24 protein-coding genes and 1 tRNA gene are annotated in these 26179 nt (G+C 65.4%); 12 read left to right on the top strand and 13 right to left on the bottom strand.

The window, feature by feature from the left end; genetic code table 11:
- Nucleotides 1–6: 6 nt before the first annotated feature.
- Nucleotides 7–1206, top strand: coding sequence for an acetate/propionate family kinase (locus ACJ7Z0_RS09115; RefSeq protein ID WP_434789577.1), 1200 nt, complete (start codon nt 7–9; stop codon nt 1204–1206).
- On the opposite strand, the gene ACJ7Z0_RS09110 is transcribed toward ACJ7Z0_RS09115, so the two are convergent.
- Nucleotides 1196–2689 carry an MFS transporter gene (locus ACJ7Z0_RS09110; RefSeq protein WP_434789576.1) on the bottom strand — a complete coding sequence of 498 codons (1494 nt, stop codon included), beginning with the start codon at nt 2687–2689 and terminating at the stop codon, nt 1196–1198. The two genes, ACJ7Z0_RS09115 and ACJ7Z0_RS09110, sit on opposite strands and share 11 nt — an antisense overlap.
- 87 nt (nt 2690–2776) lie before the next feature.
- Between ACJ7Z0_RS09110 and ACJ7Z0_RS09105 the strand changes: the two genes are divergently transcribed.
- Nucleotides 2777–3745 (top strand): LysR family transcriptional regulator, encoded by a 969-nt coding sequence (locus ACJ7Z0_RS09105; protein WP_434789575.1) that lies wholly within the window; start codon nt 2777–2779, stop codon nt 3743–3745.
- A gap of 14 nt (nt 3746–3759) precedes the next feature.
- On the opposite strand, the gene ACJ7Z0_RS09100 is transcribed toward ACJ7Z0_RS09105, so the two are convergent.
- A complete protein-coding gene (locus ACJ7Z0_RS09100; RefSeq protein WP_434789574.1) occupies nt 3760–4689 on the bottom strand; it encodes an SMP-30/gluconolactonase/LRE family protein in 930 nt (309 codons plus the stop codon).
- 23 nt (nt 4690–4712) lie between these two features.
- The gene (locus ACJ7Z0_RS09095; RefSeq protein ID WP_434789573.1) at nt 4713–7703 is read right to left on the bottom strand and encodes a transglycosylase domain-containing protein; all 2991 of its coding nucleotides are present in this window, start codon (nt 7701–7703) and stop codon (nt 4713–4715) included.
- Between the two features lie 336 nt (nt 7704–8039).
- On the opposite strand from ACJ7Z0_RS09095, the gene ACJ7Z0_RS09090 reads away from it, so the two are divergent.
- Both ACJ7Z0_RS09090 and ACJ7Z0_RS09085 read left to right on the top strand, forming a co-directional pair.
- On the top strand, nt 8040–8360 hold the full coding sequence (locus ACJ7Z0_RS09090) for a type II toxin-antitoxin system RelE/ParE family toxin (RefSeq protein WP_434789572.1): 321 nt from the start codon (nt 8040–8042) through the stop codon (nt 8358–8360).
- Nucleotides 8335–8700 (top strand): helix-turn-helix domain-containing protein, encoded by a 366-nt coding sequence (locus ACJ7Z0_RS09085; protein ID WP_434789571.1) that lies wholly within the window; start codon nt 8335–8337, stop codon nt 8698–8700. The genes ACJ7Z0_RS09090 and ACJ7Z0_RS09085 overlap by 26 nt, the downstream gene beginning before the upstream one ends.
- A gap of 28 nt (nt 8701–8728) precedes the next feature.
- Here ACJ7Z0_RS09085 and ACJ7Z0_RS09080 read toward each other — a convergent pair whose 3' ends face one another.
- The 8 genes from ACJ7Z0_RS09080 to ACJ7Z0_RS09045 form a co-directional block, all read right to left on the bottom strand.
- Nucleotides 8729–9343, bottom strand: a complete 615-nt coding sequence (locus ACJ7Z0_RS09080; RefSeq protein WP_434789570.1) for a DUF4145 domain-containing protein — start codon at nt 9341–9343, stop codon at nt 8729–8731.
- Nucleotides 9344–9574: 231 nt separating this feature from the next.
- A tRNA-Thr gene (locus ACJ7Z0_RS09075) sits at nt 9575–9650 on the bottom strand.
- Nucleotides 9651–9675: 25 nt separating this feature from the next.
- Nucleotides 9676–10692, bottom strand: coding sequence for a class 1 fructose-bisphosphatase (locus ACJ7Z0_RS09070; protein ID WP_434789569.1), 1017 nt, complete (start codon nt 10690–10692; stop codon nt 9676–9678).
- Nucleotides 10693–10712: 20 nt separating this feature from the next.
- A complete protein-coding gene (pepN, locus tag ACJ7Z0_RS09065) occupies nt 10713–13409 on the bottom strand; it encodes an aminopeptidase N (protein ID WP_434789568.1) in 2697 nt (898 codons plus the stop codon).
- Nucleotides 13393–14082, bottom strand: a complete 690-nt coding sequence (locus ACJ7Z0_RS09060; protein ID WP_434789567.1) for an HAD family hydrolase — start codon at nt 14080–14082, stop codon at nt 13393–13395. Before ACJ7Z0_RS09060 ends, pepN begins: the two co-directional genes overlap by 17 nt.
- Before the next feature lie 3 nt (nt 14083–14085).
- Nucleotides 14086–15190, bottom strand: a protein-coding gene (gene prfB, locus ACJ7Z0_RS09055) for a peptide chain release factor 2 (protein WP_307579388.1) whose coding sequence is annotated in 2 segments (ribosomal slippage) — nt 14086–15108 and nt 15110–15190 — 1104 coding nt in all. Because the reading frame shifts where the segments join, the coding sequence is not laid out codon by codon here.
- 136 nt (nt 15191–15326) lie between these two features.
- Nucleotides 15327–16514: a Fic family protein gene (locus ACJ7Z0_RS09050; RefSeq protein ID WP_434789566.1), complete on the bottom strand. Its 1188-nt coding sequence runs from the start codon at nt 16512–16514 to the stop codon at nt 15327–15329.
- 221 nt (nt 16515–16735) lie between these two features.
- On the bottom strand, nt 16736–17551 hold the full coding sequence (locus tag ACJ7Z0_RS09045; protein WP_434789565.1) for a MetQ/NlpA family ABC transporter substrate-binding protein: 816 nt from the start codon (nt 17549–17551) through the stop codon (nt 16736–16738).
- Nucleotides 17552–17787: 236 nt separating this feature from the next.
- On the opposite strand from ACJ7Z0_RS09045, the gene ACJ7Z0_RS09040 reads away from it, so the two are divergent.
- The 4 genes from ACJ7Z0_RS09040 to ACJ7Z0_RS09025 are packed head-to-tail and all read left to right on the top strand — an operon-like array spanning nt 17788 to nt 20544.
- Entirely contained in the window at nt 17788–18660 is an 873-nt protein-coding gene (locus ACJ7Z0_RS09040) for a methionine ABC transporter ATP-binding protein (protein ID WP_434789564.1), read from the top strand.
- Nucleotides 18653–19315: a methionine ABC transporter permease gene (locus tag ACJ7Z0_RS09035; protein ID WP_055803217.1), complete on the top strand. Its 663-nt coding sequence runs from the start codon at nt 18653–18655 to the stop codon at nt 19313–19315. The genes ACJ7Z0_RS09040 and ACJ7Z0_RS09035 overlap by 8 nt, the downstream gene beginning before the upstream one ends.
- A gap of 29 nt (nt 19316–19344) precedes the next feature.
- Complete coding sequence (locus ACJ7Z0_RS09030; protein WP_434789563.1) at nt 19345–20166, top strand: MetQ/NlpA family ABC transporter substrate-binding protein; 822 nt, start codon at nt 19345–19347, stop codon at nt 20164–20166.
- A gap of 21 nt (nt 20167–20187) precedes the next feature.
- The gene (locus ACJ7Z0_RS09025) at nt 20188–20544 is read left to right on the top strand and encodes a cupin domain-containing protein (protein WP_434789562.1); all 357 of its coding nucleotides are present in this window, start codon (nt 20188–20190) and stop codon (nt 20542–20544) included.
- A 203-nt stretch (nt 20545–20747) separates the two neighbouring features.
- Here the strand turns inward: ACJ7Z0_RS09025 and ACJ7Z0_RS09020 are convergent, their stop codons facing one another.
- Entirely contained in the window at nt 20748–21647 is a 900-nt protein-coding gene (locus ACJ7Z0_RS09020; RefSeq protein ID WP_434789561.1) for a LysR family transcriptional regulator, read from the bottom strand.
- 129 nt (nt 21648–21776) lie between these two features.
- Between ACJ7Z0_RS09020 and ACJ7Z0_RS09015 the strand changes: the two genes are divergently transcribed.
- Both ACJ7Z0_RS09015 and ACJ7Z0_RS09010 read left to right on the top strand, forming a co-directional pair.
- A complete protein-coding gene (locus ACJ7Z0_RS09015) occupies nt 21777–22787 on the top strand; it encodes an aldo/keto reductase (protein ID WP_434789560.1) in 1011 nt (336 codons plus the stop codon).
- Between the two features lie 44 nt (nt 22788–22831).
- Nucleotides 22832–23548, top strand: a complete 717-nt coding sequence (locus ACJ7Z0_RS09010; protein WP_434789559.1) for an aspartate/glutamate racemase family protein — start codon at nt 22832–22834, stop codon at nt 23546–23548.
- Nucleotides 23549–23551: 3 nt separating this feature from the next.
- On the opposite strand, the gene ACJ7Z0_RS09005 is transcribed toward ACJ7Z0_RS09010, so the two are convergent.
- The gene (locus ACJ7Z0_RS09005; RefSeq protein ID WP_434789558.1) at nt 23552–24481 is read right to left on the bottom strand and encodes an alpha/beta fold hydrolase; all 930 of its coding nucleotides are present in this window, start codon (nt 24479–24481) and stop codon (nt 23552–23554) included.
- Between the two features lie 115 nt (nt 24482–24596).
- Here ACJ7Z0_RS09005 and ACJ7Z0_RS09000 point away from each other — a divergent pair, with 115 nt between their 5' ends.
- Together ACJ7Z0_RS09000 and ACJ7Z0_RS08995 are read left to right on the top strand one after the other, a co-directional pair.
- The gene (locus ACJ7Z0_RS09000; RefSeq protein WP_434789557.1) at nt 24597–25658 is read left to right on the top strand and encodes an aldo/keto reductase; all 1062 of its coding nucleotides are present in this window, start codon (nt 24597–24599) and stop codon (nt 25656–25658) included.
- Entirely contained in the window at nt 25655–26146 is a 492-nt protein-coding gene (locus ACJ7Z0_RS08995; protein WP_434789556.1) for an aminoacyl-tRNA deacylase, read from the top strand. The genes ACJ7Z0_RS09000 and ACJ7Z0_RS08995 overlap by 4 nt, the downstream gene beginning before the upstream one ends.
- The last annotated feature ends 33 nt before the right edge of the window (nt 26147–26179 follow it).

Raw genomic sequence — 26179 nt, 5'->3', positions numbered from 1 at the left:
TAGGCCATGGCCGATTCGCTGCTGCTGCTCACGCTGAACGCCGGGTCGTCGTCGATCAAGGTGGCGCTGTTCGATGCGAGCAGCGGCGACAACGGCGGCGCGCTGCCCGCCGCCCGATGGTCGGGCGAGGCCGATGGTCTGGGCGCGGGGCTCAAGGCACGGTTGCGCGTGCGCGACGCAGAAGGCCGCACGCTGCACGACGCCGCGCTGGAAGGTGACCAGCGGTCGCACCAGGGCGCCCTGGCCGCGCTGCTCGACTGGCATGTGCGGCAGGGCGACGGGGCGCGCATTGCCGCGGTCGGGCACCGCATCGTGCATGGCGGCGTGAACTTCGTCGAGCCCGTGCGCGTCGATGAAGCGGTATTGAACGAACTGGCAACGCTCGAGCCCCTCGCGCCCTTGCACCAGCCGCACAACCTTGCAGGCGTGCGCGCGGCGATGCACGCCTTTGGCGGCGTGCCGCAGGTGCTTTGCTTCGACACTGCCTTTCATGCGGCGCAGCCCGACGTGAACCGCCGCTTTGCGCTGCCGCGCGCGCTGCACGACGCGGGCGTGCGGCGCTACGGCTTTCATGGCCTGTCCTACGAATCGATCGTGGCGCAGTTCGCGCAACTCGCGCCGCAGCTCGCGCGGCAACGCGTGATCGTCGCGCACCTGGGCAACGGGGCTTCGATGTGCGCCATGGCGCAGGGCCGTTCGGTCGCGACGACGATGAGCTTTTCTCCGCTCGACGGCCTCACCATGGGCACGCGCTGCGGCCGGCTCGACGCGGCCGTCGTGCTGTACCTGATGCGCTCGCGAGGCATGTCGGCCGACGCGGTCGAGAAGCTGCTGTTCCGCGAATCAGGGCTGCTGGGGCTTTCAGGCGTGTCCAGCGACATGCGCGAACTCGAAGCCTCGAAGCTGCCCGCTGCCGCGGAAGCCATCACGCATTTTGTTGAGCAGGCGGTGCAGCACATGGGCAGCCTTGCTGCGGCGCTGCGCGGTGTCGATGCCATCGTGTTCACCGGCGGCATCGGCGAGAACGCCGCCGCGCTTCGCAAGCGCATTCTCGAAGAGTGCGGCTGGCTCGGTATCGATGTCGATGCGCGGGCCAATTCTGCGGGCGCCCTGCGGCTGACCACGCCGCAGAGCCGTGTCAGCGCCTGGGTGTTCAAGACTGATGAAGAGGCGGTGATTGCGCGGCACACGCGCTTCACGATGTAGGTTCGAGAACGACGTTCTTCGCAAGCCCTTCGTGAGGCCGTGTCTGCACCAGCCAGTTCGAAGCGACCAGCGCAAGAAGCGCGGCCGCCGCAGCGCAGCCGAACACGGATTGCAGGCCGTGCCCCAGCGCCGTCGTGACGGCGTCCGCCGCTCCACCCTGTGCCAGGGCGCCCACCGTGGCAAGCTCCTGCTTGACCAGGTGCGTGAGCAGCGCGGCCAGCAGTGCCACGCCCGCCGCGCCGCCAAGGCTGCGCAGCATGATGGGTGCCGCCGTGGCAATGCCCATGTGCTGCGCCGGCGACACGCGCTGCGCCACCACCGTGACGATGGGAAAGAGCAGCCCGAGCCCGAGTCCCAGGGGCAGCAGCGCGGCCGACAGCGCCAGGGCTTCACCGGGAAGCCAGCGCAGCGCGCCCACCATCAGGCCGAAGGACAGCAACATCAGCACGCAGGCCACACGCGCCACCGAGACGGCGGGCCTCTGCGCACGCAGCAGCTTGCCGCTGGTCACGGCCGCCACGGTGATGCCTGCCATCAAGGGCAGCAAGTGCCAGGCAGAACCGGTGGGCGACAGGTGCAGGCCGATCTGCAGATACTGCGGCAGGAACACCACGGCGGCGTAGAGCGCAACGCCGCTGGCCATCCCGATGAAGCTGACCGCCGCATAGGCCGGGCGGGCGAACAGCGACAGCGGCAGCAAGGGGTGCGCGGCGCGATGTTGCCGCCAGATGAAAGCCAGCGTGAACTTGGCCCCCAGCCCCAACAGAAGCCAAAGCGAAACGCGCTCGGGCAGGTTCAGATTGCCATGCTGGGTGGCGAGCAACAACAAGACAAGAGCAGCCGTGAGAAGCACCGCGCCGAGCCAGTCGATGCGCATGCGCTGTTGTCCCTCCGCAGCCGGTGCTTGGGCCGCCATCGGCTTCGATGGCAGGGTCGATGCCAGCACGCCCCAGGCCAGCGCGGCCGGCGGCACGTTCATCCAGAAAGCCCAATGCCACGACAGGTGCTCCACCAGCGCGCCACCCAGCAGCGGGCCGAACATGGTCGAGACCCCGTATGCCGCGCCGAGCAGCGCCTGGTAGCGACCGCGCTGGTCGGGCCCGAACAGGTCGGGAACCATCAGCATGGTGAGCGTCATGAGGCCTCCGCCGCCTGCGCCTTGCAGGGCGCGCGCAAGCACCAGTTGCTGTACATCCTGGCTCGCCCCGCAAGCCAGTGAACCGGCCAGGAACAAGCCGATGGCCAACAGCAGCATCGGCTTCTTGCCCAGCACATCCGCCAGGCGCCCGTACAGCGCAATGACCACCGTCGCGGCCAGCAGATAGGCCGAGAACACCCATGCCAGCGGCCAGCCTCCCTTGAGCTCGCGAGAAATGACGGGCAGCGCGGTGGACAGGATGGTCTGGTCGAGCGCCGCGAGGATCAGCGTCAGCACGAGCATGGCGAATGGCAGAAGGGGCGAAGACGTACGTGAAGCTTTCATGGAACCGTTTCGATCAAGGCAAGGGGCGCCAGTGTCGGAAGCGGCAATGATTTTGTACAGTGCAATGTATTGAACATATGATTTCGTATGGCGAACACATACGACCTCAACCTGTTGACCGCGCTCGATGCGTTGCTGTCCACCGGCAGCGTGACGGCGGCTGCCGCGCGAATGAACCTGAGCACGCCCGCCATGAGCCACACCCTGGCGCGCATCCGCGAGTCGTTTGGCGACCCGATCCTCGTGCGGGCCGGCCGCAAGCTCGTGCCGACGCCGCGCGCCCTGGCGTTGGCCGAGCCTGTGCGCGCCTTGCTCGCACAGGCGCAGGCATTGCGCGCACCTGCAGGCGCGGAAAGCCTGGTTGGCCTGCGACGTCGCTTCGTCGTGCGGGCGCCCGAAGGCATTGCGGTGGTGTTCGGGGCCAGCCTGTCGCAGGCGCTGGAGGCCGAGATGCCGCTGGCCTCGCTCCAGTTTCTCCCCGAAACCCATGCGGACCCCGGCGCATTGCGCGAAGGGCGTATCGACCTGGATGTGGGGAGCTTTCGAGGCACCGATCCCGAAACCGAAACCCAGGTGCTGTCGGAGCAAACACTGGTGGGCGCGGTACACGCCGGGCATCCGCTGCAGAAGGGCTTGAAGAAAACGCCCATGACGGCAGAGCGGTATGCAGCCGCGCGCCACGTCGGCGTCACGCCGCGCCAAGGCGAGCCTTCGCCGGTGGACACGGCCCTGGCCCAGTTGGGCTTGCAGCGCCAGGTGGCGTTGCTTGTGCCGAGCACCTTCTCGGCGCTGATCGCCGCCTCGCGTACCGATCTGGTGGCCAGTGTTCCCGAACGCACCGCACGGGGCATGGCCGCTTCGCTCGGCCTGGCGGTTTTCGAGTTGCCGGTTGCGGTGCAGTCCGAACCCCTGCGCATGGCCTGGCACCCGCGCCACCGCGCCGATCCGGCGCATCAATGGTTGCGCGAGCGCATCCGGCAGGTGCTCAATGACCGGCAATGGATCGTGCCTTCGGTCGCGTCGCTGACGGGGAGTGCGAAGAAGGGTGTGGTGTGAGCCCGCGTGCGGCTTCAGGCCTGGAAGTTCAACCGAAGCCCCGGTGTAGGCCAATCGTCGATGGCAATCAGCCGTCCGCTGCCCGACAGCGTGATGTAGGCCGTGCGCATGTCGCGCCCGCCAAAGCAGATGTTGGTGGTGTAGCGGTCGGGCAGCGGCACGTGCTCGCAGGTGCTGCCGTCGGGCGCGACGATGGTGATGCCGCCGTGCAGCAGCGTGGCCACGCACAGGTTGCCCAGCGCATCGGCCGCCATCGAGTCGAAGCGCTGGTAGTGCCCGCCCGGCGATGCGCACAGCATGCGGCCGCCGTGCGGTGAAGGCCAGCCCTCCTTGCGCACGCGCCCCGGTGCCGTGATGTCGAAGGCCCAGAGCCGCGCGCCTTCGGTTTCTGCGTAGTAGAGCGTGCAGCCGTCGGGCGACAGCGCGATGCCGTTGGGCGTCGTCACCGGCCGCGCAATGGCATGCGCGCCGCTGCCGTCGCTGTGGCCATAGAACACGCCGCCGCGGTCCATGTCGCGTTCGCGCGTCTTGCCCAGGTCGGTGAAGTAGAAGCCGCCTTGCGCGTCGAACACGATGTCGTTGGGCCCGCACAGCGCGCCGCCGTCGGCTGCGTCGTAGAGCCGCTCGGCGCCGCCCGTGGCCAGGTTCACGCGCTCGATGCGCCCGCCCGAATAGTCATCGGCCTGGCCCACCGGCCGGTGGCAGCCGTCGGCCTCGGTGTGCCAGCGAAAGCCGCCGTTGTTGCACACGTAGACCGCGCCATCGGGCCCCAGGGCCGCGCCGTTCGGCCCGCCGCCCAGGTCGGCCACCACCTGCACCAGGCTGTCGTGCCGCACGCGCGTGAGCGTGCCGCGGGCAATCTCGACCAGCAGCACGGAGCCGTCGTCCATGGCAACGGGCCCTTCGGGAAACTGCAGGCCGGTGGCGAGTTCGCGGATTTGCATCAACCAATCAATCGATCAATCAATCAATCGCCACTGCAACCGCTGCGCTCGAGCACCGGCAACAGCTGTGGGCCAAGCGATTTGAGCAGCTGAGTCGGCAGCGCGCTGGTGAAGCGGTAGCGCGCGGCATAGGGTTCGTTGACGTAGGCCATGACGGTGCCGAAGTAGCGATCGCCGATCATGAAGACGAAAGTGGCCGAGCGGCTGATCTTGCGCTCCGCCCGACCGCTGCCGTGGCCGTTGCGGTGGTCGCCCGTGCCGGTCTTGCCGCCAATTTCGATGATGCGGCCGTTCGCATCCACCAGAGAGCCCTTCAGGCGCCGCGCCGTGCCGTCCTGCACCACCTCGAAGAGCGCGCGCCGCACCGATGCGGCCACCTCGCTCGGCAGCACCCTTTCTGCGCTCGCGTTGCGTTGCTCAAGGCGCGTTTCATAAGGCGTTTCGCGCGCAAAGTGCAGGGCGCCGACACGTTGCGTCGGCCGCCGTACGCCGTCGTTGGCGATGATGCCCATCAGCTCGGCCAGGGCGCGCGGCCGGTCACCCGAGGCGCCGATGGCGCTGGCGTACGAAGGCGTCAGCGATTCGAACGGGTAGCCCAGCCGCTGCCACGAGCGATGGATTTCGGCGAAGGCGTCGATCTCGACCAGCTCGCGCAAGCGCTTGTCCTGCGCGCTCTTGTGGCGCGTCTTGAAGAGCCAGGCGTACACCTCCTGGCGTTCGCTCGCGCTGGCGTCCAGCACGTCGGTCAACGTGGCTCCGGGGTGGCTCTTCAAATAGCCGACGAGCCACAGTTCGAGCGGATGCACACGCGCCACGTAGCCGCGATCGGCAAGCGACAAGCCGGAGTAAGTGGTGCGCATTGCCCGCAATGCGCGAGGCGATGCGGCGCCGCGGCCCGTGCGCTGCACGAGCAGCTCTTCGAGCCGTGCATCGCTGGCATCGGGGTCGATGGTGAACAGCGCGCTGGCGATGCGCGGCGCCGACGGCCGGAGACTGCGCAGCAGCCGCGCCTCGGCGTCGGCAGGCTGCAGGCGCTGGTACTTGCGATAGAAGCGGATCAGGTAGGCCGAGCCTTCGCGGTCGGCAAAGCGCGCCAGCAGCTCGCGCCGGCGCGGATCGGAAGGGTCTTGCAGCATGCTCTCGGCATCCGACGCGCCGCCGAACATGCGGTGCCGCACCAGGTCGCGCATCAAGCGAATGAACACCAGGTTGATCGAGTGCTTGAAACCTTCGCGCACCGTCATGAATTCGTTGTTGCGCGAGCGCTCGAAATTCTCGAACTGGTGCAGGCCGCCGCCGGTGAAGAAGGCCTCGCCCGGGTTGGCCGAATACTTGCGCTCCATGGCCGCCTCGAGCATGGGCGTGAGACGGCGATCCTTGGTGCGCTGCAGGTATTGCCGCGCCCATGCGCCCAGCGGGTCGCGCGGGCTGGTTTTCAGAGCCGACAGTTGGGCCGGGCTCAGCTCGCCCCAGCGGCCGTGCAACTCGGCAACCAGCTCCAGGTAGCTCACCAGCGTGCGCAGCTTGGCGGTGGAGCCAAGGTCCAGCCGCGCGCCCTGGTTCACGTCAAAGGGCTGGTCGATGTTGTCGGCCTGAACGCGCAGCAGGTTGGCCTGCGCGCCGCGCTCGAACAGCGTGAAGCTGTAGATCAGCGGAGCAGGGTCGGCACCCGGGTCGAGCAGGTGGTGCCCGTACAACCCCGCCGACTTGGCCGCGGCGGGCGCCTGCAGGCTGGTGAGCACCCGCGCCGCGAGTGCCTGCGCCTGGCTGTCGAGGCTGGTTTCGGCCTCCATGTCGAGGCGCTCCAGGTCATACGCGCGCGGCACGTTGAGCAGGGTGGAGATGTGGGTGCGCAGCGCGGTCGCGGCCTTGCGCTGCACAAAGTCGGGCCGGGGCGTGGCCGGCAGTGGAGGCCGCAGGTGCAAGGGCACGGCCAGCGCCGCATCGCGCAGCACCGGAGAAATCAAGCCCGCCTCGGCCATCAGACGAAGGTAGCTGTCGGTCAGCCGCGACAGGCCCGTGCCGTCGCCCAGCAGATGCTGCGACGGGCGGCGCTGCGCAATCATCAGCGACAGGGCCTGCTTGAAGGCCTCGGCCTGGCGCTGGAGCGCCTCGGGCGTGGGCGCGGCCCCTTCGGCGTTGTCGACCAGCAGGCGGTTCACCTCGCTGAAATCGCGTCCGTACCAGGTCCACAGCCCGTCGCCCAGGCCGTGCACCTCGCCCATGCCCGGGCGCGCGGCCAGCGGCACGGTGTCGAGGTAGTCGACCACGATCTGGCGGCGCCGGGCCAGCGTGTCCTCGCCGTCCTGGTAGGCACGCACCGAGGCCGACGCCATCTGGCGCAGCTTTTCGCGGACCGACACGGTGCGGCCGTGCGGCGAATGGCGGTACTTCTCGATCTGGGTGGCCAGCGTGCTGCCACCCGTCGCCGACCGGCTGGGGCTGAGCACCCGCAGCGCCTGCTCGGCCGCGGCCTTGGCAAAGCGTTCCGGGTCGATGGCGGGGTTGCGCTGCGCCGGCTCCGCGTCGAGCAGGTGGCGGTCTTCCACGAACAGCAAGGCGCTGACCAGCAGCGGCGGCACCTCTTCGAAGCGCTCGTACGCACGGCTGGGCACCCGCGTGTGCAGCAGCGTCGTATTGCGGCAGTCGCGCACCGTCAGGCCGGCCTGGTTTTTCTCGCGGTACGGGATAAAAAGCCCGTGCTCCTGAAGCTCGAGCAGCCGCGGCGACATGCGCGCCTGGCGGGTGATGACGTAGCCCTCGGGCTGCAGGCGCTGGATGAAGGCGGGCAGATCGTGGTAGCCCATCCGCTCGTCATACGGCCCGGTCTGGGGAAAGCGGACGGCATCGCTGGCACCCGCCTCGACGGTGTAGCCCGCACCCTTGGCAAAGTCGCGCCACAGCGCCGATTGCCATCGGGAAGTCTTCAGCTCGTGGATCACCGCGTACGCGGCAAGCGCACCCAGCACGGCGAGCCCGCCGCCAATCCAGAAGACCTTTTTGAACCTTGTCATGCTGCCTCGCACAGTCTTGAAACGGGGGTTCGTCCATGGAGATGATGCGCTTTCCGCGGCGACTTGGCGCGTGCGCTTTGTGGTCTTCTGTTTCGGAGAACTACCTATGGTGGATTACCGCCACATTGGCATACAAGGTGTAGTTCTTTTGTTTCAGATGCGCAACGGGCGGGCTTTCTCGGCCCAACGCCTTGATGAGGCGTTCGCGACCGGCCTTGGCCAGCATTGGGGACGATCAGCAACCGGCCGGCCGTTGCAAATTCTTAAGCCGAATCCGTGACGATGATCACGATGTCGTAGGCGTAGAATGTACGCCAATGGCGTACTCTGTCGAGCATGCTCACCGTCGCTGAAACCCCAATCTTCCAAAAGCTATGGCCGAACTATTGGACAGAGGAAGAGCGAGGCGAGTTTGCGGCCTACATCTCCGCGAACCCTGATGCCGGAGATCCGGTCCAGAAGTCGGGCGGGGTGCGAAAGGTGCGCTGGAGCCGGGCCGGTTCGGGCAAGAGTGGCGGCGTGCGAGTTGTGTACTTCAACCGCAAGAAGCCCGGTGAGCTCGTCTTGTTGTTGATCTACGCCAAAGCGAACCTCGATTCGATCTCTGGCGAAACCCTGAAGGAGTTGCGTAATGCCGCAGAAAAAGCCAATGAGTGATGCCGAACTGGCCGCCTTCGAAGCGAGCCAGGACTTCGAGGCTTTGCTTGTGCAGTCGGCACGCGAAATGGGCGCCGGAAAGACGCGCAAGGTCTACACGCCGGTTGTTGCCGCGCGGGAGAATGCGGGTCTGTCGCAAGCAGGCTTTGCCGAACTGCTCGGCGTGTCAGTGCGTACGCTGCAGCAGTGGGAGCAAGGCCGCCGCGAACCGACCGGCGCAGCGAAGACGTTGATTGCTATTGCCGAGAAGATGCCTGAGGCACTTAGGGCGGTTGATCCGGATTACAAGGTGCCGCGACCAGTGCATGGCCGAACGAAGACCAAGCAGGTCAAGGCCTGAGCATCGGCAACCGGTAGTAGTGAACGGATCAGAAGCGCTTCGCTCTGAGCCTCATCAAGTCGGCTATCGATTGGACTGAGGTGACGTACGCGCGGGCGCTCTCAACACTCGGCTTGAACTTCTCGTGCACAGCTTCATTGCCAAGCGCCAACAACTCCTTAATGGTTCGCCTCATGCGTGCAGTGATGTAGCGCTCCTTCTCCAGCCGCTCGATCACCGCGTCCAACGGCATGATTAGGCCCGGGACTTGCCCAGTGGCTTTGACGAACTGTTCGTTCAAGATGCGTTCGAGGTATGAACGACCGAGGCTGAATCCTGCGCTTGGGTTCCCATAAAGCAGGAGGGCGTTCACTATCGGCTGCTCGTCCAACGTGGTGAACGGATCGTCTGCTTGTTCAACGTTGGGGAGCACGGGAAGTTCAGGAGTAGGTGCGATCAGTTCTTCAACTGCAATCTCTTTCGTCTCAGCAGCGACTGTTTCGAGCTTGCGGTTGAACTTCGCCTCCATGCCAAGACCCTTCCATTCTTCGAGCTTGTCGACGAGGGCGGTCAGTCTTTCCTTGAAGAAGATGACGATGAACACCACAACAGCGGGCCAAGCAAGAGCTTTAACAAGCTCGGCGATGAAGGTGAGAGCGTCCATCGGCGGAGTGTAACCATGGCAATTCGCCGATCAGACCGCCACGGCAGCGGCTTGACTTGAATCCATCGGCCTCTACGAAAGCCGAGGCGATTCAGAAGTACGACTTCTTCAACTGCAAAGAAAAAGCCTCCGCAAGGGAGGCTTTGAAGAAAGCGAAAATTCGCTCTCTGGTGATCTTGCTAGTACCTCGCTAGAGGTTAGTGATCGCTATCGCGTTTTACCGCTTAATTCTGGTGCCGGAGAGATGAATCGAACACCCGACCTTCTCATTACGAATGAGCTGCTCTACCGACTGAGCTACACCGGCTAAGCCCGCGATTATAGCAAGACCTTCAGGCCTTTTCGGCGTGGTACTGGGTCAAACGCTCGACTTCGTTACGCGAACCCAACATCACGCTCACTCGCTCATGCAGTTTGGTGGGCTGCAGGTCGAGGATGCGCTGCTTGCCGTTGGTGGCGGCGCCGCCGGCCTGCTCGACGAGCCAGCTCATGGGGTTGGCCTCGTACATCAGGCGCAGCTTGCCGGCCTTTTCGGGCTCGCGCTTGTCCCACGGGTACATGAAGACGCCGCCGCGCATCAGGATGCGGTGCACGTCGGCCACCATGCTGGCAATCCAGCGCATGTTGAAGTCCTTGCCGCGCGGGCCGTCCTTGCCGGCCAGGCATTCTTCGATGTAGCGCGTCATGGGCTCGTCCCAGTGGCGCATGTTGCTCATGTTGATGGCAAATTCTTTGGTGTCGGCCGGAATCTGGATGTCTTCCTGCGTGAGCACAAAGCTGCCTTGCTCGCGGTCGAGCGTGAACATGGCCACGCCGTTGCCCACGGTGAGCACCAGGGTGGTCTGCGGGCCGTAGATGCAGTAGCCGGCGGCCACTTGCTGGGTGCCGGGCTGCAGAAAGTCGGCTTCCTGCACGCCGGGGGTGTCGTCGGGCTTCTTCAGCACGCTGAAGATGGTGCCAATGCTCACGTTCACGTCGATGTTGCTGCTGCCGTCTAGCGGGTCGAACATGAGCAGGTATTCGCCCTGCGGGTAGCGGTTGGGCACCACGTAGATGCTGTCCATTTCCTCGCTGGCCATGGCCGCGAGGTGGCCGCCCCATTCGTTGGCCTCAATCAGCACTTCGTTGGCGATGATGTCCAGCTTCTTCTGGATCTCGCCCTGCACGTTCTCGCTTTCGGCGGTGCCGAGCACGCCGCCCAGCGCGCCCTTGTTGACGGCCTGGCTGATGCTCTTGCAGGCGCGGGCCACGACCTCGAGCAAGAGGCGCAGCTGGCCGGGAATGAGGCCGTCGGCGCGCTGCTGTTCGACGAGGTAGCGGGTGAGGGAGATCTTTTGTTGTTGAGCCATGTGCTTTGTATGTTCCTTGGTTAGTTACCGGCCAGGGCGCGGGTAACGACTTCGTGGGTGTCCTTGCTCAGGTCGGGCTTGGCGGCCACGCGGGCAATGGCTTCGCGCGCGGCGCTGCGGTAGGGCTCGGCCAGCTTGCTCCAGCGGTCGAGCGCGCGGGCAAGGCGGGCGGCCACCTGGGGGTTGATGGCGTCCAGCTCTATGACGCGCTCGCTCCAGAACACGTAGCCGGCGGCGTCGGGGCGGTGAAACGCGCCGGGGTTCGCGCTGCAATAGCTGAAGATCACGCTGCGGGCGCGGTTGGGGTTCTTGATGGAGAAGTCGGGGTGCTTCATCAGCTGCTTCACCAGCGGCAAGATGTCGCCGCCGCGGTCGGGCGCGCCCGCCTGCAGCGAGAACCACTTGTCGATGACCAGCGCTTCATCCTTGAAGATGGCGTGGAAGCGCGCGAGCGCCTGTGCGGCCAGGGTGTGGCCCGACGACACCAGCGCGTTGAGCGCGTTGAAGCGGTCGGTCATGTTGCCGGCGTCCTTGAAGCGCTGCAGCGTCTTGCCGGGCCACACGGTGTCGCCCGATGAGCGCCCCGCCAGGCACAAGAAGTTGAGCGCCATGCCCGCCAGCGCGCGGCGGCCCGACGAGGTGGGGTCGGGCGTGTAGGCGCCGGTGTCGTGGTTTTCTTCGTAGACCTGTTGCCAGTCGGAGAAGAGGGCGGTGGCCAGCTGGGCGCGCATGGCATCGCGCACCAGGTGCACGCGCTGCGGGTCCACCACGTCGAGCTGCTCGGCAATGTAGGTTTCCGAAGGCAGCGTGAGCACCAGCTCCTTGAAGGCGGCGTCGAGCTTGGGGTTGCGCAGCACGCTGCGCATGGCGTCAAGGTAGGCGTCGTTCAGCACCGGGGTGGTGTCGGTTGCAAGCGCCGCAATGCCCTGCAGCGCGGCGCGCAGGCCCAGGCGCTGGCCGGCTTCCCAGCGGTTGAACGGGTCGGGGTCGTTGGCCAGCAGGGTGAGCAGCTGGGCGTCGGTGTATTCAAAGTCAAGAATCACCGGCGCGCTGAAGCCGCGCAAGATGGAAGGCACGGGCTCGGCGTCCAGGCCCACAAAGGTGATCTGCTCGCCGGCGCGCGAGAGCACCAGCGTGCGGGTGCCGTGCGTGATCTGCTCTTCGCCCTCGATCTGCATCGGCAGTTCGCGCCCGCTGGCGTCGAGCAGGCCCATGTTCAGCGGAATGACGAAGGGTTCCTTGGTCGGCTGGCCGGGGGTGGGCGGGCAGCTTTGCACAATGCTCAGGGTGTAGCTGCGGTTCTGCGCGTCGTACACGCCGTGGGCGGCAAGGCGCGGCGTGCCGGCCTGGCTGTACCAGCGCTTGAACTGCGGCAGCAGGCGGGCCAGTTCCGAATCGGGGTTGGCGTCTGCAATGGCCTGCGCAAAATCGTCGCAGGTCACGGCCTGGCCGTCGTGGCGTTCGAAGTAAAGGGTAATGCCCTTTTCAAAGCCCTTGCGGCCGACCAGCGTCTGCATCATGCGCACTACCTCGGCACCCTTTTCATAGATGGTGACGGTGTAGAAGTTGCTGATCTCGATGTAGCTGTCGGGCCGCACCGGGTGGGCCATGGGGCCCGCGTCTTCAGGGAACTGGGCGGTGCGCAGCACGCGCACGTCTTCGATGCGCTTCACGGCGCGGGCCGAGGCATCGGCGCAAAGGTCCTGGCTGAACTCCTGGTCGCGGAAGACGGTGAGGCCTTCTTTCAGCGAGAGCTGGAACCAGTCGCGGCAGGTCACGCGGTCGCCGCTCCAGTTGTGAAAGTATTCATGGCCGACCACGCTTTCGATGTTGCTGTAGTCGGCGTCGGTGGCGGTGGCCTGGTTGGCCAGAACGTACTTCGTGTTGAAGATGTTCAGGCCCTTGTTCTCCATGGCGCCCATGTTGAAGTCGCTGGTGGCAACAATCATGAAGCGGTCCAGGTCCAGCGGCAGGCCAAAGCGCACTTCGTCCCACAGCACGGAGTTGACCAGCGAGTTCATCGCATGCTCGGTCTTGTCGAGGTCGCCCGCGCGCACGTACACCTGCAGCAAATGCTCCTTGCCGTTGCGCGCGGTAATGCGCTGCTCGCGCGCCACCAGCTTGCCGGCCACCAGCGCGAACAGGTAGCAGGGCTTCCTGAAGGGGTCGACCCACTTGGCAAAGTGGCGGCCTTCGGGCAGCTCGCCTTGCTCGACCAGGTTGCCGTTCGACAGCAGCACCGGGTAGGCGGCCTTGTTGGCGCGCAGGGTCACGGTGTACATCGCCATCACGTCCGGACGGTCGAGAAAATACGTGATGCGGCGGAAGCCTTCGGCCTCGCACTGCGTGAAGAAGGTGTCTTCGCTCACGAACAGGCCCATCAGCTTGGTGTTCTTGATGGGGCAGCAGGTGGTGAAGATCTCCAGCTCGAAGGCATCGGGCAACCCGTCGATCACGAGCTGGTCGCCTTCCATGCGGAAGGATGCGCCCTGGCCGTTGACCAGCACGCGCGCCAGGTTCAGCTCGTCGCCGTCCAGGCGCAGGGGCTGGGCCGGCGCGTCGGGGTTGCGGCGCAGTTGCATGCGGTTGAGCACGCGGGTCTTGGCGGGGTCCAGGTCGAAGGTCAGGTCGACGGTGTCGATCCAGAAGGCCGGAGCGGCATAGTCTTCGCGGCGAATGGCAATCGGTTGCCCTTGGGCGTCACGCTGCAGCAGCATCGAGTGTCTCCAGAAAGTTCGAATGGGCGAGTTCGTCGTAGTCGCGAACCGCGGCAATCACATGGGGGCCGGCAAGCTCGGCGGCGGAATGGGTGCTGCACACGGCCACGGCACGCATGCCGCCGCGGCGTGCGGCCTCGATACCGAAGGGCGCATCTTCAAACACGATGCAGCGCTCGGGCGCCACGCCAATGCGGCGCGCAGCCTCCAGAAAAATCTCGGGCGTGGGCTTGCCGGCAAAGCCTTCGTCCCCGCCCACAATGGCCAGCGGCAATGGGTCCATCTTCAGGCGCGACATCGCAAACTCGATGTTGTGCTTGTCGCCCGCCGTGCCCACGGCCACCTTCAGGCCGCGCACCACGGCGGCCTTGGCAAAGGCTGTGAAGCCGGCCACTTCGGTGAAGTTGTCGTGAAAGAGGGCACGGTAGATTTCTTCTTTCTCGTGCACCAGGGTTTGGCACTCGGCGTCGGAAAGCTCGCGCTCGAACAGCTCGCGCATGCACTCGGTGCCGGTGCGGCCCGTGGTGCGCGCAAGAATGTCGGTCACATCGAGCTTCAGCCCGTGGCGCGCCACAAATTCCACCCACGAGCGCGCATGCCAGGGCATGGAATCGATCATGGTGCCGTCCATGTCGAAGATGAAGGCTTCGACCTTGTCGTGGGTCAGGCTCATCGATTACACGCCTTGCTTCAGCGAGGCTTCGATGAACACGTCCAGGTCGCCGTCGAGCACCTTTTGCGTGGCCGAGACTTCGACGTTGGTGCGCAGGTCCTTGATGCGGCTGTTGTCCAGCACGTAGCTTCGAATCTGGTGGCCCCAGCCCACGTCGGTCTTGCTGTCTTCGAGCTTTTGCTGCTCTTCCTGGCGCTTGCGCATCTCGTGGTCGTACAGGCGCGAACGCAGGCGCTTCCACGCCACGTCGCGGTTGCTGTGCTGGCTGCGGCCGTCCTGGCACTGCACCACGATGCCGGTGGGGATGTGCGTCAAACGCACGGCCGAGTCGGTCTTGTTGATGTGCTGGCCGCCTGCGCCCGATGCGCGGAAGGTGTCGGTGCGCACGTCGGACGGGTTGATCTCGATCTCGATGGAGTCGTCGATTTCCGGATACACGAAGATCGAAGCAAAGCTGGTGTGGCGGCCGCCCGACGAGTCGAACGGTGACTTGCGCACCAGGCGGTGCACGCCGGTTTCGGTGCGCAAGAGGCCAAAGGCGTAGTCGCCTTCCACCTTGATGGTTGCGCCCTTGATGCCGGCGGTGTCGCCCGGTGTTTCGTCTTCGATCTGCGTCTTGAAGCCCTTGCGCTCGGCGTACTTCAGGTACTGGCGCAGCAGCATGCTGGCCCAGTCGCAGGCCTCGGTGCCGCCCGCGCCGGCCTGGATGTCGACAAAGGCGTTGAGCGGGTCGGCCGGGTTGTTGAACATCCGGCGGAATTCGAGCTGCTTGATGTCGGCTTCGAGCGCGGCGGCGTCATCGGCAATGGACTGCAAGCCGTCCATGTCGCCTTCTTCCTTCGACATCTCGTACAGCTCGGAGTTGTCTGACAGGCCGCTGGTGAGGCGGTCGAGCGTCACGACCACGTCGTCGAGCGATTTCTTCTCGCGGCCCAGCTCCTGGGCCTTCTTCGGGTCGTTCCAGACGTTGGGATCTTCGAGCGATGCGTTGACCGTCCTCAGACGTTCGGATTTGGCATCGTAGTCAAAGATACCTCCGTAAATCGGCCGTCCGGGCGCTCAGGTCCGCGAGGGTTGCGCCGATTTGGTTGATTTGTTCTGCGTCCATGGGGTGTCCTGACTGTGTTCGGGGGAAACCGGACATTTTCTCATGGACCGATGACCCGCCTGGGAAGGCCCCTGTATTGCTCCTTCCCCCTTTGGGGGAAGGCTGGGATGGGGGCGGCTCCCGTATTTGGCGTGGCTCACTCCAGAACCGCTGTTGCCGCCTCGGGGTACAGGTTGGGGAAGAGGATGCTCAGCGACTCGAGCGGAAAACCGATGTTCAGGTCCGAGCGATGGCTGTCGCTCTTCAGAAGTCCATCCTTGATGAATCGCGAGATCACTTTTCGGGCCGTGCGCTCTTCCAGCCCCGTCATCCGAATGAATTCGCCGCGCGAGACTGCGCCGACCGCGGCAATCGTATGCAGGGGGAGCAGCGCCTCCTCGCGGTATTCCGTCATGCCGCTTGTGGAACCGCGTACCAGCAAATAGGCGCGAATACGGTCTTTGAGCTTTGACAGGTCAAGCATCGAGGCCATGAAATTGACCTTGTCTTCGCACAATTCCAGAAAGTAGCGGCACCACTCCCAGAGCATTTTTTCGCTGAGGTTTCCGCGGCCGTCGAGGGCTCCTTGCCTTGCGCTGTCTGCGTTGTCCAGCATTTCGTAGTAACGATCTCGATGGCGAGCCAAGCCGCGGTTGACAGACCAGAGGCCGCCACTGATCAAGTGCAAGGCGCAATGGGTCTGAAGCCGGACCGCGCGCCCGTTGCCGTCTTCAAATGGATGCGTCCAGGCCATTCGGTGATGTGCGGCTGCGACGGTGTACAACACCGCATCGACACCCTTGAGGCTGCTGTAGACCTCGTCCATTCTCTTCAGGAATTGCGGGATCGATTGCCACGCCGGCGGCTGGTGCCGGCCCACCGCAACGTCATGCGTGCGAAGGGCTCCCGGAGTGATGATCCGGCCGTCGTCGGTGCGGCGATCTGGTTCGGGGAGTCGGCTGTAGAGGCTTTCATGCGCCTTTTTGAGGAAGCTGCTGCTCAACGTACCCGCTTCGGTGCCGACAATCTCTTCCAATTGCCGCTCGGCCTCGATGTGCGCCAGCGCGACACGCTGACGCTTGGCAACATCCGGCTGGTCGGAAAAGTCTTGCCTGAGCGCGCGCTCGATGTTCATGGGATGCGTGCTTTGTCCCTCGATGCGGTTCGAGTAGTACGAGTTCATCGACCGAACAATCTCACGCAGCGCTGCCCGGGCTTGCGGACTCGCGGAGCCTTTCAGTTGTGCTGACTTCTCGAATATCCGGCGCGTGACTTCGCTCAGTTCGCCGAGCTTTTGCGTTGGCAGCAACGGTTCGAACTGATGAGGCTGGTCGTAGACCAGCAAAGGCTTGGACTCTAGGGGCATGAATTCCGGTTGAAATTCTGCTCAGCTTATTGGAATAATCATTATTAATCAATGGGTTATAGGAATTAGATGGGGTCCTAGATTCCGGTTTGGATTCTGGTTCCTTGCCGCGAGACCGTAGCTGCGTCAGGGCACCAAAAGAAAAATGCCCCCTTGCGCGCGGCGCGGGCGCGCAGGGGGCAAGGGTCAACGTCGCGCGATCAGAACGCCGGAACCAGCGAGCCCTTGAACTGCGTCTCGATGAAGCTCTTCACCTCCGCCGACTGGTACGCCGCCACCAGGCGCTTGGCCCAGGGCTTGTCCTTGTCGGCGCGGCGCACGGCAATCAGGTTGGCATAAGGGCTCTTGGCCGATTCCTTGATGACCGCGTCCTTGTTGAGCGAAAGCCCGGCCTTCTCGGCGTAGTCGTTGTTGATGGCGGCAATGACCAGGTCGTCGAGCGAGCGCGGCAGTTGCGCGGCGTCGAGCGGCACGAGCTTGAGCTTCTTGGGGTTGCTCACCACGTCGAGCGGCGTGGCGGTGTTGTTCTTCACGGCCTCGGGTTTCAAGGTGATGAGGCCGGCCGACTGCAGCAGCAGCAGCGCGCGGTTGCCGTTCGACGGGTCGTTCTGGATACCGACCGAGGCGCCGTCGGGCAACTGCTCGATCGCCTTGATCTTGTGCGAGTAGAAGCCCAGCGGCGCGGTGATGGTCAGGCCCACGGGCACGATGTCGAAGCCGCGCGCCTTGTTCTGGTTGTCGAGAAAGGGCTGGTGCTGGAAGGCATTGGCGTCCAGGTCGCCCGAGGCCAGCGCCGCGTTGGGCAGCTGGTAGTCGTTGAACACCACCAGCTGGATGTTCAGGCCGTCTTTCGCGGCTACCTTCTTCACCACTTCGAACACCTGCTCGGCGCTGCCGACGGAGACGCCGACCTTGACGGTGTTCTTGTCTTGCGCGAGCGCGGCGCCGCTGCCGGCAAAAAGGGCAGCGGCCAGCGTTGCAAGGGCGAGGGTGCGGCGGCGGAAATTGGTGTGCATGTTGTGGCGCGAAATCAAAAAAATGAAGGCGCGAATGTGGCATTGCCCGGCGCACTTGGGAACGAACGAATGCGCATATCGATATGGCATCGCTCGACCATGCGTTCGCGGTCTTATGTGATTTATCGAATAAGCACGCGACGATTTGTTCGTTCCTTTTCGGCGCCTTTGTTTTCATACTCGGCCCCTTTTTGCGAACCTTCGCGGTCGGCTCCACGCCCGCCGCTGCCTTTTTTATGAGCAATCCTTCCTCCGGCGCGGGCCGCCGCGGCAACGCAGAGCCCGTGATCCGTCTTCAATCGGTGCAGAAATCATTTGCCCTGCCCAACGGCGAGGTGTTCGACGCCGTGCAGTCGCTCTCGCTCGACATCCACCAGGGCGACGTGTTCGGCCTGATCGGCAAGAGCGGCGCGGGCAAGTCGACGCTGCTGCGCCTCATCAACCTGCTGGAGCGGCCCGATGCGGGCAAGGTCTTCGTCGGCGGGCGCGACCTCACCACGCTCTCGCGCCGCGAGCTGCGCGACACGCGGCAGAACATCGGCATGATCTTCCAGCAGTTCAACTTGCTGCAGAACGCCACGGTGTTCGACAACGTGGCTTTCCCGCTGAAGATCCACGGCCGCCATTCCCGCGCCGAGATCGATGCGCGGGTGCGCGAATGCCTCGCCCTGGTGGGCCTGGCCGAGAAGATCGACACCTACCCGGCGCAGCTCTCGGGCGGCCAGAAGCAGCGCGTGGCCATTGCGCGCGCGCTGGCGCCGCGGCCGCAGGTGCTGCTGTGCGACGAGCCCACCTCGGCGCTCGACACCGAAACCACGCGCGCGCTGCTCGAAACGCTGCGCGACATCAACCAGAAGATCGGCGTGACGATCGTCATCGTGACGCACGAGCTCTCGGTGGTCGAGGTGCTGTGCCGCAACGTGGCCATTTTGGAGAAGGGCCGGCTGGTAGAGCAGTTCGCGGTCGATGCGCCGAGTGAAGATCGAAAGACGGCATTGGGCCGCGAGATCGACGAGCTGGTGCGGCGCCGCGAACGCGAGGCGCGCGAACCCATCGAGCCGCGCCCGCCGTCGTTGCAGCGCAGCCCAGAGGAGGTGGCCTATGTTTGAGAACATCGCGCCCATCCTCCCCGAGCTCTGGACCGCCACCGGCCAGACCTTCCTGATGCTGGCCATCGGCCTCTCGGCCGCGGTGCTCATCGGCGGGCCGCTGGGCATTCTGCTGTTCCTCTTGGGGCCGGGCCAGTCGCTCGAAAACAAGCCGGCGTTCCTGGTGCTCAACTGGATCGTGAACACCGTGCGCTCGTTTCCTTTCATCATCCTGCTGGTGGCGCTGGTGCCGTTCACGCGTGTGATTGCGGGCACCTCCATCGGGCCGCTGGCGGCCGCGGTGCCGCTGTCGTTCGCGGCCATTCCGTACTTTGCGCGGCTGGTCGACCAGTGCCTGCGCGAAGTGCCGCGCGGCGTGATCGAGGCGGCGCACGCCATGGGCGCGTCGGAGCTGCAGATCGTCTGGCGCGTGCTGGTGGTCGAGGCGCGCTCGGGCTTGGTGCTGGCGCTCACGGTGCTGGCGGTGAGCTTTCTCTCCTACTCGGCCATTGCCGGCGTGGTGGGCGGCGGCGGCATCGGCGACCTGGCCATCCGCTACGGCTACTACCGCTTCCAGACCGACGTGATGGTGCTCACCGTGGCGCTGCTCGTGGTGCTGGTACAGATCCTGCAATTCGTGGGCAACACCACGGCGCGCAGGCTGGACAAGCGTTGAATTTTTGTTCCCTTTCTTTTTTTGATCTCATGAAAACCGCACTGCTGCGCCGCTCCGTCCTCGCCCTGTCTCTGGTTGCCCTGTCGTTCGGCGGGCTTTCGCTGGCACAGGCGCAAGAAGCCAAGAAGAACCTCGTCATCGGCGGCACCGCCGGCTCCAACATCGACCAGCTCAAGGCCGGCATCGTGCCCATCCTGGAGAAGAAGGGCTACAAGGTGAAGCTGGTCGAATTCAACGACTACGTGCAGCCCAACCTCGCGCTCGCGCAGGGCTCGCTCGACGCCAACTTTTTCCAGCATCAGGTCTACCTGAAGAAGTTCTCGGCCGACCAGAAGCTCGACCTGGCCGAATTGGTGCAAGGCCCCATCGCGCCGCTGGGCGTGTACTCGACCAAGCGCAAGACGCTGGCCGAAGTGAAAGAGGGCGACCGCTTCACGCTGCCCAATGACCCGAGCAACCTGGCCCGCGCGCTGGTGCTGCTGGAGCAGAACAAGCTCATCACCATCAAGCCCGGCGTCGATCCGCTGCGCGCTTCTGAAAAAGACGTGGCCGAGAACCCGAAGAAGCTCAAGTTCATTCCACTTGAAGCCGCGCAGCTGCCGCGCTCGCTGGGCGACACCGAATACGCCATCGTCAACGGCAACTTCGCGATCTCGTCAGGCCTGAAGCTCAACGAGGCCGTGGCGCTCGAGAAGACGCCCGACCACTACCTCAATGTGGTGGCCGTGAAGAGCGCCGACAAGAACACTGCCTGGGCCAAGGACATTGTGGAGGCCTACCATTCGAAGGACTTCAAGGCCGTGGTCGACACCAAGTTCCAGGGCTATGCCAAGCCCAGTTTCCTGCAATAACTCTCAAGCAAAAGGACGCCCATGCCCGTGCTCGCTGTTTTCGACGCCGAAGGAAATTGGCGAGACACGCATGTGTGCGACGGCTGGATCAACGAGCACCTGGCTCGGCAGGGCGTGGCCTGGGGCCGCGAAGCCGCGCCGCAAGGGCAACAGGTGCTCGACCGCGCGGCGCTTGTCTACCTGCCCACGCAAGACGGCTATCTGGGTCTGCTGTTCGAAGCCGGGGAATGGGTGGCGCTGCCGGCCGGCAAGCCGCATTTCTTCGATGCCGGCGAGGCGGAGTCGTTCGATGGATTGCCCGCCGCGCTGCCGCTGTTCGAGGCCTTCGTCGAACAAGTGCTGTCCCTCACGGGCAACGACGCCGACGACGACGCGTGAAAGCAATACCCAGAGCCTTCTGACTTTCTCCCTCCCCTCCCGGGGGAGGGGAGGGGTGGGGGCACGACGGCGTTCAAAACAGGGCCGTCGCTGAATACGGGAGCCGCCCCCATCCCAGCCTTCCCCCAGAAGGGGAAGGAGCAATACCGAGGCCTTCTGACTTTCTCCTCTCCCTCCCGTGGGCTGGTTGAGGTGCCTGCGCCTCAGTGTTTCGCCTCGTTCTTGAGAAAGTCGACAAAAGCCCGCAGCGGCGCCGGCATGTGCGTGCGGCTCGGGTAATAGAGAAACGGGCCTGAGAAGCTCTGCCACCAGTCTTCGAGCACCGGTACCAGCGTGCCCCTGTCGAGCGACGGGCGCAGGTACTCGTCGAAGGTGTAGATGAGCCCAAGGCCCGATTCGGCCGCATGCAATTCGAGATCGATCATCGACGCCACCAGCGGCCCGCTCGGCGTGATGCGGACGGTCTTTCCCTTGCGCACGAAGCCCCAGGCCGCGAGCACGCCGCTCGCAAAGCGATGGCCGATGCAGGCGTGCTGCAGCAGGTCGGTCGGGTGCCTGGGCGTGCCGTGCGCCGCCAGGTAGCCCGGCGACGCGGCGGCCACGAAGCGCTGCACGCGGGGGCCGAGCGGCACTGCGATCATGTCCCTTGCAATGCTCTCGTCGTAGCGAATGCCGGCATCGAAACCGGCCGCGAGCACGTCGATGAAGGTGTCGTTGGTCGTCACCTCCAGCGTGATGCCGGGGTGCGCCGCCAGGAAGCGGGCGGCCAGCGGCGGCAGCACGCGCTGCGTCACGATCGTCGGCACGTTGAGCCGCAGCGTGCCGGTGGGGCTGTCGCGAAAGCTGTTGAGTGTGTCGAGCGCGCCCGAGATGTCGTCGAGCGCGGGCGCAATGCGCTCCAGCAGCCGCTGGCCGGCCTCGGTGGGCGTCACGCTGCGCGTGGTGCGGTTCAGGAGCCGCACGCCCAGCTGCGCCTCGAGCCGGCGCATGGCCTCGCTGAGCGAGGAGGGCGACACGCCGCGCAGCGCGGCGGCGCCGCGAAAGCTGCGTGCCCGCGTCACTGCCATGAAGGCGCCGAGGTCCGAAAGGTCAGGGTCGGTCATGAAAGCGGATTGTGCGGTTTTTTGCACAGCTCGTGCGGTGATGGGTGGATTATCGAACGAGGTGCTTTCTTCCAGACTACAGCCATGCCGCTCGCAACCGCATGCGGACCTCAACGAAAGGAAGCTGAAATGAACACACGTCAACTCGGGGCCGCGGGCCCGAAAGTCTCCGCCATCGGCCTCGGCTGCATGGGCATGTCGGCGCTGTACGGCCCCTCGGACCGTGCCGAAAGCATCGCCACCATTCATGCCGCCATGGACGCGGGCATCACGCTGCTCGACACCGGCGACTTCTACGGCAGCGGCCACAACGAAATGCTGATCGGCGAAGCGCTCAGGGGCCTCAAGGGCTCGCAGCGCGACGCGGCCCTGGTCAGCGTGAAGTTCGGTGCCCTGCGCGATCCGGCTGGTGGTTGGAGCGGCTACGACGCGCGGCCCGAGGCAATGAAGAACTTCCTGGTCTATTCGCTGCAGCGGCTGGGTGTGGACCACATCGATATTTACCGCCCGGCGCGGCTCGACCCGAACGTGCCGATCGAAGACACCGTGGGCGCCATTGCCGACATGGTGAAGGCCGGCTACGTGCGGCACATCGGGCTCTCGGAAGTGGGCTCGCACACTATTCGCAAGGCGGCGGCCGTGCACCCGATTGCCGACCTGCAGATCGAGTATTCGCTGATCTCGCGCGGCATCGAGGACGACATTCTTGCGACCTGCCGCGAGCTGGGCATCGGCATCACGGCCTACGGCGTGCTGTCGCGTGGGCTGATCAGCGGGCATTGGAAGAAAGAGGGCGCAGGTGCTGCGGACTTCCGTACGCACAGCCCGCGCTTCCAGGGCGAGAACGTCGAGCGCAACCTGGCGTTGGTCGATGCGCTGCGCAAGATCGCGGACGCCAAGGGCGTGACGGTCGCGCAGATTGCCATTGCATGGGTGGCGGCGCAGGGCGAGGACATCGTGCCGCTGGTGGGCGCGCGGCAGCGCACGCGGCTGGACGAAGCGCTGGGCTCGCTCGGCGTTGCCTTGAGCGCGGACGATCTCGCAGCCATCGAACGTGCAGTGCCGAAGGGCGCCGCGGCCGGTGAGCGCTACGCCGCCGCGCAGATGGCGCATCTGGACAGCGAGGCGAGCCACGCCTGATCGGTCAGCCGGGCATGGCGGCATTCTTTTTTGTAGGATGCGCCATGACCCAGCACATCGGAATCGTCGGATGCTCCGCCGAAGGCGCGGCGCTCTGCTACCAGACCATCTGCGTGGAGGGCGCCCAACTGCTGGGCCCGCATGCGCACCCCGAAGTCTCGATGCACACGCCCTCGCTCGCGGACTACATGGCGCACATCTACCGCAACGACTGGCGCGGCGTGGGCGAGGTGATGCTCGCGTCGGCCAACAAGCTCGCGAAGATCGGCGCGAGCTTTCTGGTCTGCCCCGACAACACCATTCACCAGGCGCTGCCCTTCATCGAGGCACGCTCGCCGCTGCCGTGGCTGCACATCGCGCAGTGCGTGGCCGACGAGGCCGTGCAGCGCGGTTTCCGGCGCCTGGCCATCACCGGCACGCGATGGCTGGTCGAGAGCGAGGTCTATCCCGAAAAGCTTTCGGCCAAGGGGCTCGAATACGTTCGGCCCACCGTGGAAGAACGCGAAGAGATCAACCGCATCATCATGGACGAGCTGGTCTGCGGTGTCTTCACGCCTGGTGCCGTCACCGCGTTCCGCCGCGTCATCCAGCGCATGAAGGACGAGGACGGCTGCGATGCGGTCGTGCTCGGCTGCACCGAGATTCCGCTCATCATGAACGACGTGAACTCGCCGCTGCCGACACTCGATTCGACGCGGCTCCTGGCACGCGCGGCGCTGCAGCGCACGGTGCAGGGCCGCGCCGGGGCTGAAGGCCCCTGAGGCTCAGCCCGCCAGGAACTGCTCGATCAGCCCGGCCACACGCTGCGGCTGGTCGTGGTGCAGCATGTGGCCCGCGTCGTCGAGCCGCTCGATGCGCACCGAAGGCACGGACTGGAGGCGCTGGTGGAACTCGTCCAGCGTGTAGCGGTTCTTCCACCAGCCGTGCAGGCTGTCGTCCGAGGCCTCGATCATCAGCGTGGGCGCCGAGATCCGCGCATAGAGCGCGAGGGTTTCATCGACGCGGAAGATGTTGGCGTTGATGATCTTGTGCGCGGGGTCGCCCAGGATCTGCCAGCGCTCGCTGCCGTCGGCCTGCGCGTGCGGTGCCGACCAGTGGCTGGCGAGCCAATTGGCCTTGTCGGGCGTGAGGCGCGGGTTGGTCTTCATGAGCCGGCGCGCCACGCCGTCCACGGCGGAGTAGCCGGCCAGCGCCATCTCGCCGCGGTGCAGGCGCTTGAGCTCGTCGATCCATTGGCCGTAGCGCGCGGGCGCTTCCTCGGGTTTGCGCGCCGGCATGCCGAAGCCTTCGAGGTTGACGAGACGGCGGATGCGCTCGGGCCTTGCACCCGCGTAGTGCATGGCGACGTTGCCGCCCATGCTGTGGCCGACCAGGTCGACCGGCCGCGCCGCATCGCCTTCGCCCGCGTAGTGGTCGAACAGCCATTCGAGATCGGCAAGGTAGTCGGGCAGCCAGTAGTTGTCGACCCCGCCGCCCTCGGTGAGGCCGAAGCCGCGCCAGTCGGGCGCGACGATGAAGCGCTCTTCGGCCAGCGCATCGACCACGAACTGCCAGGAGGCGGCCACGTCCATCCAGCCGTGCACCAGCACCAGCGGCGGCCGCGCGGCCGAGGGCTCGCCCCAGAGGCGCACGTGGTAGCTGAGGTTGCGCACGGGCACGAATTCGCTGCGCGAGGGACGAAGAGCTTGGTACATGGGCGTCGATGATAAGGAGCCCGGCGCCGGCGCGCAGTCCGGCACAGGACAGCTGGCGCCCGGCTTTTTGGCCCGTGGCCAGCGCATTGCCGGGGAGGGCGGTAGCATCCCGCGCATGAAAAAAATCCAACTCGGCCAGAGCGACCTGCACGTCACCCCGATCTGCCTGGGCACCATGACCTTCGGCGAACAGGTGGACGAACCCACTTCCCATGCCATCCTGAGCCGCTCGCTCGAGCGCGGCGTCGATTTCATCGACACGGCCGAGATGTACTCGGTGCCCACGCGGCAGGAGACCTTCAGCGTCACCGAAACCATCATCGGCAACTGGTTTGCGGCCAACCCCGGAGCGCGCCAGAAGATCACGCTCGCCACCAAGGTGGCCGGCCCGTCGCGCGGCATGCCCTGGGTGCGCGCAGGCAGCGGCATGACGCCCGAGGACATCGAGGCCTCGTGCAATGCGAGCCTGAGGCGCCTGAAGACCGACGTCATCGATCTGTACCAGATCCACTGGCCCGAGCGCCACGTGCCGGCCTTCGGCAGCATCTATTACGACCCCGCCAAGGAAAGCTCGAAGACGCCCATCCACGACCAGCTCGAGGCACTCGGCAAGCTGGTGAAGGCCGGCAAGGTGCGCGCCATCGGCCTCTCGAACGAGACGCCCTACGGCGTGCACGAGTTCGTGCGGCTGGCCGAGCAGCATGGCCTGCCGCGGGTGGCCACGGTGCAGAACGTCTACAACCTGGCGAGCCGCGGCCTGGAGAACGGGCTCGATGAGACCATGCATCGGCTGGGCGTGTCGCTGCTGGCGTATTCGCCGCTGGCCTTCGGCCTCTTGACCGGCAAGTACGACCAGAGCGGCATCGAGGGGCCGGAGGCGCCGAAGGGTGCGCGCATTTCGAGCTACGAGTCGGTGCGCAAGCAACGCTGGGGCCGCCCCGACGCGCTGAAGGCCGCGCGCCTTTACAACCAGCTCGCGCGCGACAACGGCCTGACGCCGGTGCAGCTCGCTCTAGGCTTCTGCTACACCAAGTGGCAGGTGGCAAGCACGATCATCGGCGTGACCACGCTGGCGCAGCTCGACGAAGACATCGACGCCTTCGGCATCACGCTCACTCCCGAGGTGCTGGCCGAGATCGACAGGATCCGGTGGGAGATCCGGGATCCGGCGGCGTGATCAAAAAAGCTCACGTTTCAGAAACCCCCGCCACGCAGCTGCTGCGCGCGAGCAAGGTCGCGTTCACCGAGCATCCTTACGAATACCTGGAGCACGGCGGCGCGCAGCACAGTGCCGAGGTGTTGGGCTTCGACCCTTTCACCGTCGTGAAGACGCTGGTGATGCAGGACCAGGACGCCAGGCCGCTCATCGTGCTGATGCACGGCAATCGCACCGTGTCGACCAAGAATCTGGCGCGGCAGATCGGCGCCAAATCGGTGGAGCCCTGCAAGCCCGAGGTGGCGCAGCGCCACAGCGGCTACATGGTGGGCGGCACCTCGCCCTTCGGCACGCGGCGCCAGATGCCGGTCTACATCGAGTCGACCATCCTCGAGCTGCCCAGGATCGCGATCAACGGCGGGCGGCGCGGCTACCTGGTGGGCATCGACCCGCAGGTGTGCGTCACCTTGCTGGCGGCCAAGCCAGTGCAGTGCGCGCTGGCAGAATAGCCGGCCCGCCGGCGTGAGACCGGCGGCAAGCCT

It is taken from the genome of Variovorax palleresanus (assembly GCF_051144945.1).
Taxonomy (GTDB): Bacteria; Pseudomonadota; Gammaproteobacteria; order Burkholderiales; family Burkholderiaceae_C; genus Variovorax; species Variovorax paradoxus_S.
This window is presented reverse-complemented; position numbering and strand designations above follow the sequence as displayed.